The organism is Ectothiorhodospira haloalkaliphila ATCC 51935 (genome assembly GCF_000633935.1).
Taxonomy (GTDB): domain Bacteria; phylum Pseudomonadota; class Gammaproteobacteria; order Ectothiorhodospirales; family Ectothiorhodospiraceae; genus Ectothiorhodospira; species Ectothiorhodospira haloalkaliphila.
Map to the genome: position 1 here is coordinate 73,720 of NZ_KK214998.1, position 13,348 is coordinate 87,067.

Sequence of the window (13,348 nt, forward strand, 5' to 3'; positions counted from 1 at the left end):
CTCGGTGGTGTGGGGCATGGAGTGAGGTTTAAGTGGGCACCACCGGTCGGGGCGGAGGGGAGCCCGGCCGGGCAAACAGATACCCCTGAACATAGTCCACGGCATGGGCCTTGAGCCACTGCCATTCGGCTTTTTCCTCCACGCCCTCGGCAATGGTCAGGATGCCCAGATCGTGAGCCATCTCGATGAGCTTGGCGAGCACCTTCTGCTTGAAGACGTCCTGATCCACGTGGCTCACCAGGGCCCGGTCGAACTTCACGAAATCCGGCCGCAGTTCCGAGAGCAGGTTCAGTGAGGCATAGCCCGCCCCCAGATCATCCAGGGCCACCTGGAAACCGGCGTTCCGATAGAAATCCACGATGCGCCGCAGATGCCCCGAGTCGGAAACCTCTTCGGATTCCACCACCTCGAACACCAGCCGATGGGCGTCGGCGCCCAGACGCTCCACCTCGTCCAGGGTGGTCTTCAGGCAATAAGTGGGATCGTAGATGGTGGTGGGATTGAAATTGATGAACACCCGCCCATCAAAACCGTGCCCCACGGCCTGGCGGATGGCGTTGATGCGAGCCGCCCGATCCAGTTGAAACATCATTTGCGAAGCTCGGGCCTGGCCAAAGAGTCGGTCCGGGAAGACCAGCGTTCGATCCTCGTCACACAGATAGCCGCGCACCAGGGATTCGTGGGCGAAGATCTGTCCTGGATTCTGGCAGTGGACGATGGGCTGGAAGTGAAAGATGAAACGCTCGGCCTCGATCATGTCGGCCAGCCAGCCGCTGCCGGCCCGGGCCAGCAGGGTCATCAGACTTTGCGTGTGGGGCAGGGTGGCCAGGGTGAAGGGCTGGCCCTCGGGTAGGAACACGGCGCGGCAGTCGGTGATCTCCGCCTCGCTCAGGTGCTTGCGCAGGGTGGCGTCCACGGCGCCGGGGCCGCCCGTGGGCACGGGCACTTGCAGCACCCCGGCATCCACCTCCTGGGCCTGGATGCCCTGGTTGCTCAGCTGCTGCTTGAGGGCCTTGAGGGTGTGGGAAAGGAAAGGTGCCAGGAACAGGCTGCCCGGTCCTTGGGGACTGCGTTCAATCACCTGGCAATCTTTGCATGTCATGCTCTTCCCCTCCCCATTATCCCCTTGGGCGGTGTTCTCCCGGAGCCTTTGTCAGCCAGAATGGTCCAAGGGACCATCGGCGTGCGCAGCAGTGCCGCAAGCCGCTGCCACTCCGGGGGGATCATACCCGATCCATTGTCAGCGTTGAAAACATGAGGTGATTCATGACGCAAAAGAACAGCAAAACCGATGCCCAGTGGCGGCAGCAACTCAGCCCGGAGGCCTACCGGGTGACCCGCGAGGCGGGCACCGAGCCGCCCTTCACCGGGGAGTATTACGACCACAAGGCGTCAGGCCTGTACCGCTGCATTTGCTGCGGTGCGCCGCTGTTCTCCAGTGATCATAAATACGATTCCGGCAGCGGTTGGCCCAGTTACTGGCAACCGGTGGATAAGCAGGCCGTGACCGAGCATACCGACCGCAGTTTGTGGATGAAGCGGGTGGAAGTGCGCTGCGCATCCTGCGACGCCCACCTGGGGCATGTGTTCAATGACGGCCCCCATCCCACCGGGCTGCGCTATTGCATCAACTCCGCTGCCCTGGATTTCGAGCCGTCGGGCGCGAAAAGTCCAGATCCGGACCACGGGGGATGATGCCGCTGGGGTTCAGGTGCTCGTGACTGCCGTAGTAGTGGGTCTTGATGTGGTCCATGTTCACCGTCTGGGCCACCCCTGGCACCTGGTAGAGCTCGCGGGTGTATTCCCACAGATTGGGGTAGTCGATGATGCGGCGGCGGTTGCACTTGAAGTGGCTGTAATAAACGGCATCGAACCGCACCAGAGTGGTGAACAGTCGCCAGTCTGCCTCGGTGATCCGATCCCCGGCCAGATAGGGCTGGCGTGACAGGTGCTCCTCCACCCAGTCCAGGGTGTCGAACAGTCTGTCGTAGTTCCGCTCGTAGGCCGCCTGCTCGGTGGCAAAGCCGCAGCGGTAAACGCCGTTGTTCAGGTTCTCGTAGATGCGCTCGTTGACCTGGTCGATTTCCCCGCGCAGGTCCTTGGGGTAATAATCCGTGCGCCGATCGATGAAGGCGTCGAAGGCGCTGTTGAACATGCGGATGATCTCCGCCGATTCGTTGTTGACGATGGTGCGGCGCTTCTTGTCCCAGAGGGTGGGCACGGTAATGATGCCGGTGTATTCCGGCTCGGCCAGGGTGTAGGCCTGATGGAGGAATTCGAAGCCGTTCACATGGTCCGGGGTGCTGCCCGGATAGGGGTGAAAGTTCCACCCCTCGTCCAGCATGTAGGGGTTCACCACGGACACGCTGATCAGATTCTCCAGCCCCTTCAGGGCCCGGAAGATCAGGGTGCGATGGGCCCAGGGGCAGGCCAGGCAGACATACAGATGATAGCGGTCCGGTTCGGCGGCAAAGCCCCCTTCGCCGCTGGGGCCAGGGGTCCCATCCGGAGTGATCCAGTGGCGGAACTGGGAGTCCTGGCGGATGAACTCGCCATCCTCGGTCTCCGCGGCCAGCCAGTCGCTGCGCAACTGGCCCTTGATGAGCAGACTCATGATGCCTCCCTGAGGAATGTCGGGCCATTGTGGGCCCTTGGTCATTATTCCATGGGACCGGGATGCAGGAACAATCGTTCACCGTTCGTCACTGCTTGGCGGGCGGGCTTTGCCGCTGATTTTCTGGTAAAACGTGGGCGACTGCACAGGAGACCCGGTATTGTCACTTCCGACGCTGCGCAAGGCGGTTCTTGGCCCCGCTGGCCTGATTGGCCTGGTGCTGCTGGTCGTGCTGGCGGGCAGCTTCAGCGACGCCCTGCGCCCTCTGGATGAAGGCCTGCGCAGCCTGGCCACCCGGCTGGTGCCGGACATGCGCCCCGGTGTGCCGGTCACCCTGATCGAGATTCACGACTCCGCTCAGGCCCTGGATCGGGCCCGGCTGGCCCGTGCCGTGGAACGTCTGGATGCCATGGGCGCGGCGGCCATCGGACTGCATCTGCCCCTGGACCACCCCCATACGCCGCCCCGCCTGGAGCCCTGGCTGGGGCAGGCCCGGAATGCTCTGGGGCCTGAGATGGCCGAGTCCTGGCGCCATGAACTGGATACCGATGATCGCCTTGCCCAAGCACTGACCGGCCACGGCCGGAGCGTGCTGGCCGCGCCGCTGGCCATGGGGGCCGGGACAGCGTCGGTGCCTCACCCCGATGCCTTGTTGAATGTGGATCGCTCGGCGAGAGCCTGGTACGACTGGGGCGTGTTTCGCCCCCTGTTTCGACCCGCCGAGCCACCCGGTCGCAATCTGACCGTGCACTGGCCCACCCAGGCGCTGGTCACTGCCGGCCTGCCCGCCGCCACCGCCACGCCGGATCGTCCCCGTCCCCTGGCCCCTGGGATCGTGCCGGTGGAGGAGGGCTATCTGGCGGGTTTTGCGGTGCCGCTGGCCGCTGCTGTCCGGAGTGTTGCTGTTGATGACATCATCGTGGAACCGGGCCGCGGCCTGCGCCTGGGAGAGACCCGGATCACCCTGGGGCCGGATCGTTCACTGGGGGTGATTCCGCCCCGGCGTGATCCGCGTGGTCGTCAGGTGGAGGTTCATCGCCTGGACACCCTCATGGCCGGGGACCTGGGCAACAGCCAGATCCAGGGGCGCGCGGTGATTCTGGGCATGGCGGAGGGCGCCGGTCAGCCGCTCATGTCCCACGCGGGCCTGACACTGCCCCAGGCCACCTGGAGTGCCTGGACCACGGCCGCCCTGGTGGAGGGGCACCGGGTGGCTACGGGCGGTTGGTTCCATGGGGCCGAGCGGTTGCTGATCCTCCTGGCGGCCTTGTACCTGCTGTGGCTGCCCGCGCGGCTGCACCTGTCCACCACGGGACTATTGATCAGCGGCGTGACGGTCTTCGTGCTGCTCAACCTGTCCATCGGGCTGGTGCTGCTTCTGCAATGGTGGTTGCCCGTGGTGCTGCCGGCCCTGGTGATTGCCCTGGGACATCCTTTGCTGGCGTTGCGCTGCTGGCTGCTGGATCGTCTGGAGGGGGATCGACGCGAGGCCTCCGAGGCCTGGTTGCAACTGGGTATCGGCCAGCAGGGGCAGGGGCATCTGGAGCCGGCCTTCGACGCCTATCGTCACTGCCGTCTGGACAGCGACACCCTGTTCGCCCAGCTCTACCAGCTGGGGCGCGACTTCGAGCGTCGGCGCCAGTACGGTCGCGCCGTGGAGGTGTTCCGGTTCCTGCAATCCCGGCATTCGGATTTTCGCGACACCACCCAGCGCTTGGAGCGGCTCAAGCCCTTCGTGGGCAGCCGCCAGCCCCGGCTGGGGGAGATGCAGCGCATGGGCGGCGGTCGGGAACTGGCCGTGGACGATGACAGCCTGGAAAAGCCCATGATCGGGCGTTACAACGTGGAGCGTCAGCTGGGTCGGGGCTCCATGGGCATTGTCTATCTGGGGGTGGACCCGCATATCCAGCGCAAGGTGGCCATCAAGACCCTGGCCCTGAACCGGGAGTTCGAACCGGAACTGCTGGAGCAGGCGAAATGGCGGTTCTTCCGGGAGGCCGAGGCATCGGGGCGGCTGAATCACCGCAATATCGTCACTGTCTATGATGTGGGCGAAGAGCATGACCTGGCCTTCATCGCCATGGACTACCTGCAGGGGGTGCCCCTGGATCAGTTCACCCAGCCCCTGACCCTGCTGCCCATCACCGAGGTCCTGGAGGTCTGCGCCCAGGTGGCCGACGCCCTGGACTATGCCCATCAGCAGGAGGTGATTCACCGGGACATCAAGCCGGCCAACGTCATCTACGATCAGGGCAAGGGCCTGGTGAAGATCACGGACTTTGGCATCGCCAGCGTGACCGATCACAACAAGACCCGCACCGGCACCATCCTGGGCACACCGGCGTTCATGTCGCCCGAGCAGGTGGCCGGCAAGCCGGTGGACAGTCGTACCGACCTGTTTTCCCTGGGGGTGATGCTCTACCAGATGCTCAGCGGCCAGTTACCCTTCACCGCCGACACCATGGCTGGTCTGGTCTACCAGATCACCCAGACCCATCCCGCCGACATCACCGATGTGCGCCCGGAACTGGGCCCGCTGGTGGGGGTGATCGTCACCAAGAGCCTGCAGAAGGACCCGGCCAAGCGCTATCAGACCGGCGGCGAGATGGCCCGCGCCCTGCGTGGCTGCATCGAAGCCTTCCGGCGCATGCCCCGGCCGGGGCAGTTCAGTGGGTCGGCATCGGATTATTATCATGATCATTAACCTCACTCTGTCACCTTCACACCATCCTGCACCCGCTCCCCCGGATGGGTGATGACCCGCTCCCCCGGCTCCAGCCCCGACTCGACCTGCGTGCGCAGACCACTGCGGCGCCCCGGTTCCACGGAACGCAAACGGGCCCGGCCATCCTCCGCCACAAACACCGCCCAACGGTCCTGATCCCGGAACAGGGCACTGGTGGGGATGTGCACCACGTCCTCCCCCTCCCAGATCACGAACCGGGCCTCCACCCGATAGCCATCCCCCAGATGCGCCCAGTCCGCCCGGGGTGAGGTGATCCGCGACCAGACCCAGACCCGTTGCTCTTCCACCCCCAATGCCGAGATCTTCTCGAATCCCGCCGGCTCCACGCGTCGCACCCGGGCCTCCAGTGGGTCGCCGCCACCCCAGCGCTCCAGGATCACCCGCATCCCGGGACGCACCCGCACGGCCTCCAGGGACAGCAGATCCACCTTCACCTCCAGATCATCCAGATTGCCCAGTTCCAGAATGGCCTCGCCGGCCTGGACGGGACCCTCGTCGCGCCGATGGCGCCGGGTGATGACACCGTCGATGGGGGCCTCCAGGGCAAGGGCAGGGATTGCCTCGTCGGCCCGCTGGCCATCGGCGATCTCCAGTTGCAGCCGGGCCGAGGCCAGGTCGAAGCGGGCCACGTCCACCGCATGCCGGGCGGCCTGTTCGGCGGCCCGGGTGGCGTCCCGCTGGGCGCGGCGGCGGTCCCTTTCTTCCGAGGAGATCAGTTCACGCTGATGCAGGCGCTCGGCCCGTTCGTATTCCACCTGTGCCAGCTCATGCTCAGTGGCGCGGGCCTCCCGGTTGGCCTGGGCAGCCTCCAGGCGCGCCCGCGCCGCCGCCATGGCTTCCTGGGCCTGCTCCCGGGCGCGGGGGTCCAAAGCGGGTGCCGGGGCGGGTTCGATCCGGAACAGGGGCATGCCCGCCTGCACGGCATCGCCCGGTTCCAGGGTGACCCGCTGCAAATAGCCATGGATGGGCGCGGCCACGGTGAAGGGTTCGCGCAGACGGGTGCGACCCTCGTCCTCGACCACCTCGGCGAAATGGCCTTGCTGAACCTGGCTGGTGCTGACCGGGACCGGCGATGGCATCAGGGCCAGGGTCAGCAGGAGCAGGAGGGTGGCGGCTGCGAGGATGGTGAGGAGCTTTTTCTTCCAGGTCATGCTGGCTTACCTCTGTTCATCTAACCCCTCACTCTGCCGTCTTCAACGCCGACACCATGTCCAGCCGCCTCAACCGTCGCGCGATCATCAATAGCGACAGCGTCGAGGCCAGCAGCACGCCGCCGGCGGAGAAGGCATAGCTGCGGGGCGTGATGATCATCGGCACCCGGTACATGTCCATGGTCATGGCCTCATTGAGCAGGAACGCAAATCCGGTGCCCACCAGCCAGCCCAGGGGGATGGCGGCCAGGGTGATGACGCTGATCTCGCCGATCAGGATCCAGCTCACCTCGCCCCGACTGAAACCCAGCACCCTGAGGGTGGCCAGTTCCCGGGCCCGCTCGGCAAAGGCGATGCGTGCATTGTTGTAGACCACCGCAAAGGTGATGGAGCCGGCCATGAGCAGCAGGATGCCCATCATCACCAGTACCGTATCACCGATGTACTCCCGGAACTGACGCTCCACGTCATCGATCTGGCCGATGCCGGCGACCCTGGGGGCCTCCCATAGCCGATCGAACAGATCCGCCTCATGGGCCGTGTCCGTGAGCAGCCACACGCCGCTGATGGCCGGGCCCTCGCCCATCAGCCGGTTCAGGGCGCGGCGCTCCATGTAGGCACTCACGCCGATGGGTTCGTCCACGGTGCCGGCCACCTCCACGCGCAGGGTGCGCCGGTGGCCTTCCAGGATCTCCACCTCCAGGGTATCCCCCGGGCGCACGCCCAGGTGATCGGCCAGATAATGGGTGAGCAGCAGACCCTCGGGGGGCAGACGGGTGGGGCGATGGTCCTGGTCCAGTAGCCCTCGCAGGGCGGGTTCTGCCTCCATGCCCATGATGCTGGTGCGATAGTCCCGCCGCCCGTGGGTGAGGTGCACGGGCACGCCGCGATAGCCCTCGGCAAAGCTCACCCCGGGCATTGCCCGCAGTTCCGCCAGGGCCCGCTCCGGCGTCGGGTCGGTGAAGGTGACATGCACATCCATCCTCATCACCAGCCGGTACTGCAGGTCCAGCAGATGATCCACGGCGTTGAACTGATAGCTGCCCAACAGCAGCAGGCTGCCGGACAGGCCGATGCCCACCATGGACATCAGCCCCTTGAGCCGGTGACGGGAAAGGTTGCGAATGATGATGCGCGTGGGCTGATCCAGACGCCGCCCCAGGGCGGAGCGCTCCAGCCAGGAGGCCCGGAAGCGTTCCGGGGCCGGTGGCTGCATGGCCTGGGCCGGGGGCAGTCGCACCGCCGCGCTCACCGCATGCCATGTGCCGAGCAGGGCGGCGCCAGCCGAGATGATGAAGGCCAGGGCCAGGATGCGCGGCTGCAGCCGGAAACTCAGTTCAGGAAAGCGGAAATACTCCGCATAGATCTCCGCCATGGCCTCGGCGGCCCAGGCCCCCAGGGCCACCCCCAGCGCCCCGCCTGCGGCCACGATGACCCCGGTGAACAGGCCGTAATGCAGGGCCAGATCCCGGTTGTCATAGCCAAAGGCCTTGAGCAGGGCCACCTGCTGGCGCTGGGTGCGGATGACGCGGCCCATCAGCACGTTGAGCAGAAAGGCGGCCACCCCCAGAAAGATGGTGGGCAGCACCCAGGCCATCACCCGCAGCTGGTTCAGTTCTTCCGACAGGAAGCGGTGCGAGATCTGATCATCGCGCCCGGTGGCGCCGATGCCTCCGTACAGGGCCAGGATGCGGTCCACGGCGTCGATCACCTCCGCTTCCCGGGCCCCGGCCTGCAGGCTCAGCACCACGTTGTTGAAAGCCCCGTCCATGTCCATGGCGTGGCCCAGGGCACGACGGTTCATCCACAGCACGCCGAAGCGGGCATAGTCGGGCAGCAGGTCCGCCGGCCCCAGTTGATAGATGAATTCGGGGGAGAGGCCCACGCCGCTGATGGTCAGCCGCTGCAGGCGGCCATCAATGATCGCGGTGATGTGATCGCCGGGCGCCAGGCCGTGGGCCTGGGCAAAGGGCTCGCTGATCACCACCTGATCGTTGCGACCGGACTCGGGCAGTGTGCCCTGACGCAGGTACAACCGGTTGAGCCGGGGTTGTTCGCCATCGGGCACCGACACCAGCAGGCCGCGCACCGGGTCGTCGAAGCCGGGCACCTCCAGGCGCACCGGCGCCTTCACCCGGGTCTGCACCTGGTTCACGCCCGGAATGTCGGCAAGGCGCCCGGCCACCCCCTCGGGGGCCCGTTTCAGGTCGGCGAACACCTGGGCAAAGTGATGGCTGTCGTAAAAGCGGGCCTTGGACAGGGAGATGGCATCCAGGGTGGTGACTGCCAGGATGAGTACCATCACCCCGGCGGCAATGACCACGCCGATGGCCGCCGCCTGGCCCTTGAGGCGGGCCAGGTCCCGGATCAGCTTGCGGTGCAGGGGAGCCATCACCAGGAGAGCTGGGCGGGGGGCTTGCGCTGCGGGTTATCGGTGACCTCCTGCACCCGTCCATCGGCCAGACGAATCACCCGGTCGGCCATCTCGCCAATGACGGCATTATGGGTGATCACGGCCGTGGTGGTGCCCAGCTCATCATTGATATCCTGCAATACCTGCAGCACGCGGATGCCGGTGGTGGAATCCAGGGCGCCGGTGGGCTCGTCGCAGAGCAGCACGTCGGGGCGCTTGGCCACCGCCCGGGCAATGGCAACGCGCTGCTGTTCGCCGCCGGAGAGTTGGGACGGGAAGTGGTCCAGTCGCGACGACAGCCCCACCAGTTCCAGGGCTGCCTCGGGTGTCATGGGGTTGCGGGCGATCTCGGTGACTATGGCCACGTTCTCCCGGGCGGTGAGGCTGGAGATCAGGTTGTAGAACTGGAACACGAAGCCCACGTGATGGCGACGAAACCGGGTGAGGTCCCTCTCGGTGGCGTTCACCAGATCCTGGTCCCGGTAGCGGACTTCACCAGCGGAGGCCGTGTCCAGACCGCCGAGGATGTTCAGCAGGGTGGACTTGCCAGAGCCCGAGGCCCCGAGCATCACCACCAGCTCGCCTGCGTACAGGGACAGGTCCACCCCGCGCAGGGCGTGGATCTCCACCTCTCCCATCACGTAGGTCTTGGTCAGGTGCCGGGTGAAAAAGACCGTTTCTTTGTTATGGGCATGATCGGGCACACGCTATTCCCTTGAAAACAAAGGGCCATGGACGCAGTATGCGATGCACGCATCAGGCCTACAAGCAATCGGCCAGTGTCCCGGACACCTGGCAGCAGCTTCCGGCGGCGCCAGCCCAATCTCAATCGGAGATCACCTTGAATCCATCAAAACCGGAAACCGTCGATACCGGCATCCAGGGACTGGACTTCGTGTTGCAGGGCGGCTTGCCGCGCGGTCGCCCCTCCCTGATCCGCGGTGGTCCGGGCACCGGCAAGACGGTGATCTCCCTGACGTACCTCTGCCATGGCATCACTCAGGGCGAGCCCGGCGTGCTGGTCACCTTCGATGAGGACCCGGATGCCCTGCTTCACCATGCCCGGGGATTCGGCTTCCCCGCTGACACCTATTTGAAGGAAGGCAGCCTGCGCATCCTCGACATGCGCCCCGATCAGAGCGAGACGGCCGGGGAGGGGATCGAGCTCACCGCCGTCCTCACCCGCATCGAATATGCCCTGAAGCAGACCGGCGCCCACCGCCTGGTGCTGGACGCCATCGACGGCATGGAGGGAGCCTTCCCGGGGCAGTCCGGTCTGCGCAAGGAACTCAATCGTGTCTTTGACTGGGTGCGCGATCAGCGAGTCACCACCCTGATCACCACCGGAGAGGTGGAGAATTTCAGCACCCGCTTTGGCCTGGAGGACTACATCGCCGATTGCGTGATTGCCCTCAAGCAGGAGGTGCAGCACCGGGTGATGACCCGCCTGTTGCGGGTGGTGAAGCGCCGCGGTGGCCCCCATGGCGCCGGCGAGTTTCCCTTCCTGCTGGACTCCCAGGGCATATTCATGGTGCCGGTGAGCGGCGCCGCCCTGGATGCCCGGGTTTCCAGCGAACGTATCTCCAGCGGTGTGCCCGGTCTGGATCAGATGCTCGGCGGGAAGGGGCCCTACAAGGGGTCCACCATCCTGCTGTCCGGGCAGGCCGGTACCGGCAAGACCAGCCTGGCCTCGGCCTTTGCCCAGGCGGCGTGCCGGCGCGGCGAGAAGGTGCTGTACATCAGTTTCGAGGAGAGCATCGACGAACTGGTGCGCAACCAGAGCAGCATCGGCGGCGATCTGGCCCATCATGCCGGCCCGGAGGGCGGGCACCGCCTGATCATGGAGCCGGTGCGGGCCATCGAGATGGGACTTGAAGAGCACCTGATGCGGATCATGCGCTCCGTGAGTCGTCACCAGCCTGATCTGGTGGTGCTCGATCCCATCAGCAGCTTCACCAACCGGCATGAAGGCGACTGCGCCAAGGAGATGCTGCTCAGGCTCATGTATCTGATCAAGGAGCAGGGCATCACCACGGTGGCCACGGAACTGCTGAGCGATTCCAGCGGCGGTGTGAGTCATCTGGACGTGTCGTCCATGATCGATGTCTGGATCAAGCTGCGCCGCCACGAGGGCAATGGCGAGCTGAACCGACTGATCACGGTGATCAAGGCCCGTGGTCTGGCCATCTCCAATCAGGTCAAGGAATTCCGCATGACTGATTCGGGGATGACCATCGAGGATCCGTATGTGGGCGAGAGCGGCATCGTCTACGGCACGGCCCGGCATGCGCGTCAGGCGGAGGATGAGCAGGTCATTGCGCAGTTGCATCGGGAACTGGAGCAGGCCCGGCGTTTGCGTGAGGAGACGGAAGAGATCAATGCGGCCCGTGAACGCCTGGCTCGGGCAGAGCGCGAGGCCCGTGCGGTGGACCTGGATCGCCAGGTGATGGAACTGGAGCGGCGTCTGGCGTCCATCGAGGGTGCCCGCTCGGCCATCCGCAGGAGCCGCCAATGACGCAGTACCTGCTCAGACTCTATATCGCCGGCATGACCCCTGCCGCCCGCCGTGCCATCAAGAATCTTGAGGCCCTGACGGCAGATATGGCGGGGCAGGAAATGGACATGCAGGTGGAAGTGGTGGATATCCTGGAGCGTCCGCAGTTGGCGGAGGATGAGCGCATCCTGGCCACTCCGGTGGTGGTGCGCAGGCTCCCACCCCCGGTGCGGCGGGTGGTGGGGGATCTGTCCGAGCGTGAGCGGGTGCTGGTGGGGTTGGATATTCTGGAGCGGTAAAGGGCCGCCCCCTCACCCCAACCCCTCTCCCCAAAGGGGAGAGGGGCTCTTCTTTTTACTGGGCAAAATATCGCCGCAGATATTCCCCGAACTCCAGCTCGTCCTCCGCCTCCATGGCCCGCTGTTGACGCAGCGATGAACGGGCCTGTTCCTCCAGTTCCGCCTCCCTCGCGCCGTCCAGCCGCGCATCCCGGAAGCAGGCCGCGTGTTCCCGGGAAACCCGCTTGGCGAAGTGATGAAAGCCTTCCTCATTGGCCGCCATGCTGGCCAGCATCTGAGCCGATGGTGTCAGCTCCGCGTTGTCCACCTTGGCCTTCTGCTGTGCCAGGGAGGCTGTATAGGGCTTGAGCGGATCCCTGCCATCCAGGATCCTGCACAGCGGCTCCATGGCCTGCAGGACCTCCTCGGCCCAGTAACGCAGCGAAATCTGCTCACCACCACGCATCAGCTTGAGGGAAGGGTCCCGGCCCCGGTGGGCAGTGGCGCCCTGATTGTGGTCGATGGCAAACCGCTCCAGTTCACTGATGGGCGGGCTGTCGTTGAGCAGGGCAAAGATCATCAGGGCTTCCAGGAAATACAGCTGGGACTCGCCCACCCCCAGGGGCTCAAAGGCGTTGATGTCCACCGAGCGCAGTTCCACATAGGCCACTCCGCCCCGGCGCAGGGCCGCGGTGGGCTTCTCATTGCCCTGGGGGCTGGGCTTGGGACGCACGGTACTGTAGTACTCGTTCTCGATCTGCAGGATGTTGGCGTTAAGTTGGCGATACTCCCCGTCCACCACCACGCCCAGGCGCTCGTACTCGGGCGAGGGTGTGGCAATGGCCCGGCTCAGGCTCTGCACATAGCCTTCCAGATTGTCGTAGTTGGCCTTGATGCCACTCTCTTCCTCCTTGCGGTTCTGATAGCCGATGTCCCCCAGGCGCAGGCTGGTGGCATAGGGCTCGTAGTAGGTGCTCTCATCAAAATCGGCCAGGGTGGTGGGCTTGCCCGCCAGGAAGGACTTGCATACCGCCGGCGAGGCCCCGAACAGGTAGGGCACCAGCCAGCCCAGGCGCTGCAGGTTACGCAGCATGCCGAAATAGATTTCGTCCCTGAACGTGCGCTCATCGCCGCCGGCCCCCAGGATTTCCTGATACGCCGGCCAGAACGCCTCCCCCATGGAGAAATTGAAGTGCACCCCGGCGATCACCTGCATCAGTCGCCCGTAGCGCAACCCCAGTCCCAGGCGGTAGACGGTTTTCATGCGCCCGGCGTTGGAGTGTCCGTAACGGGCCACCGGGATGCCCCGCTCGCCCTCCAGCACGCAGGGCATGCTGGTGGCCCAGAGCAGTTCCTCGCCGATGCGCGGATAGGTGAACCGATGCAGATCCCGCATGAAGTCCAGGGCCTGCCGGGCGCCGGTGCAGGGCGGGGTGATGAACTCCAGCAGGGCCTCGGAATAATCCGTGGTGATCCAGGGGTGGGTGAGGGCGGAACCCAGGGCCGCCGGATGCGGCGTCTGGGCGATGCCGCCGTCCGTGCGCACGCGCAGGCTCTCCTTTTCCAGACCAATCAGGCCGCTGCGCAGTGTGTGGGCCTGTTCGCGGGACAGCAGACGCTCCAGGCGGGCTTGGTAGGATGCGTACAACGTG

At 65.4% G+C, this 13,348-nt stretch carries 10 protein-coding genes; 4 read left to right on the plus strand and 6 right to left on the minus strand.

Going from position 1 to position 13,348, the window contains the following annotated elements; translation table 11 throughout:
• Positions 1–28 precede the first annotated feature (28 nt).
• Positions 29–1,102, minus strand: coding sequence for an EAL domain-containing protein (locus tag ECTHA_RS0108065; RefSeq protein WP_025281449.1), 1,074 nt, complete (start codon positions 1,100–1,102; stop codon positions 29–31).
• Between the two features lie 164 nt (positions 1,103–1,266).
• Here ECTHA_RS0108065 and msrB point away from each other — a divergent pair, with 164 nt between their 5' ends.
• A complete protein-coding gene (msrB, locus tag ECTHA_RS0108070) occupies positions 1,267–1,695 on the plus strand; it encodes a peptide-methionine (R)-S-oxide reductase MsrB (protein ID WP_025281448.1) in 429 nt (142 codons plus the stop codon).
• On the opposite strand, the gene ECTHA_RS0108075 is transcribed toward msrB, so the two are convergent.
• On the minus strand, positions 1,628–2,614 hold the full coding sequence (locus ECTHA_RS0108075; RefSeq protein ID WP_025281447.1) for a glutathione S-transferase family protein: 987 nt from the start codon (positions 2,612–2,614) through the stop codon (positions 1,628–1,630). The two genes, msrB and ECTHA_RS0108075, sit on opposite strands and share 68 nt — an antisense overlap.
• A 160-nt stretch (positions 2,615–2,774) precedes the next feature.
• On the opposite strand from ECTHA_RS0108075, the gene ECTHA_RS17635 reads away from it, so the two are divergent.
• Positions 2,775–5,318 carry a protein kinase domain-containing protein gene (locus ECTHA_RS17635; protein WP_025281446.1) on the plus strand — a complete coding sequence of 848 codons (2,544 nt, stop codon included), beginning with the start codon at positions 2,775–2,777 and terminating at the stop codon, positions 5,316–5,318.
• A 2-nt stretch (positions 5,319–5,320) separates the two neighbouring features.
• Here ECTHA_RS17635 and ECTHA_RS0108085 read toward each other — a convergent pair whose 3' ends face one another.
• From ECTHA_RS0108085 to ECTHA_RS0108095, 3 genes are read right to left on the minus strand one after another with little or no spacing between them, the layout of a single operon-like run.
• The gene (locus tag ECTHA_RS0108085; RefSeq protein WP_025281445.1) at positions 5,321–6,511 is read right to left on the minus strand and encodes an efflux RND transporter periplasmic adaptor subunit; all 1,191 of its coding nucleotides are present in this window, start codon (positions 6,509–6,511) and stop codon (positions 5,321–5,323) included.
• Positions 6,512–6,539: 28 nt separating this feature from the next.
• Positions 6,540–8,903, minus strand: coding sequence for an ABC transporter permease (locus ECTHA_RS0108090; RefSeq protein WP_025281444.1), 2,364 nt, complete (start codon positions 8,901–8,903; stop codon positions 6,540–6,542).
• Complete coding sequence (locus ECTHA_RS0108095; protein WP_128572013.1) at positions 8,903–9,562, minus strand: ABC transporter ATP-binding protein; 660 nt, start codon at positions 9,560–9,562, stop codon at positions 8,903–8,905. Before ECTHA_RS0108095 ends, ECTHA_RS0108090 begins: the two co-directional genes overlap by 1 nt.
• Positions 9,563–9,765: 203 nt before the next feature.
• Between ECTHA_RS0108095 and kaiC the strand changes: the two genes are divergently transcribed.
• Together kaiC and ECTHA_RS0108105 are read left to right on the plus strand one after the other, a co-directional pair.
• Entirely contained in the window at positions 9,766–11,439 is a 1,674-nt protein-coding gene (gene kaiC, locus ECTHA_RS17640) for a circadian clock protein KaiC (RefSeq protein ID WP_051582678.1), read from the plus strand.
• Positions 11,436–11,717 (plus strand): circadian clock KaiB family protein, encoded by a 282-nt coding sequence (locus ECTHA_RS0108105; RefSeq protein ID WP_025281441.1) that lies wholly within the window; start codon positions 11,436–11,438, stop codon positions 11,715–11,717. Before kaiC ends, ECTHA_RS0108105 begins: the two co-directional genes overlap by 4 nt.
• Positions 11,718–11,772: 55 nt before the next feature.
• Here the strand turns inward: ECTHA_RS0108105 and gshA are convergent, their stop codons facing one another.
• Positions 11,773–13,344 (minus strand): glutamate--cysteine ligase, encoded by a 1,572-nt coding sequence (gene gshA / locus ECTHA_RS0108110; protein ID WP_025281440.1) that lies wholly within the window; start codon positions 13,342–13,344, stop codon positions 11,773–11,775.
• Between the last annotated feature and the right edge of the window lie 4 nt (positions 13,345–13,348).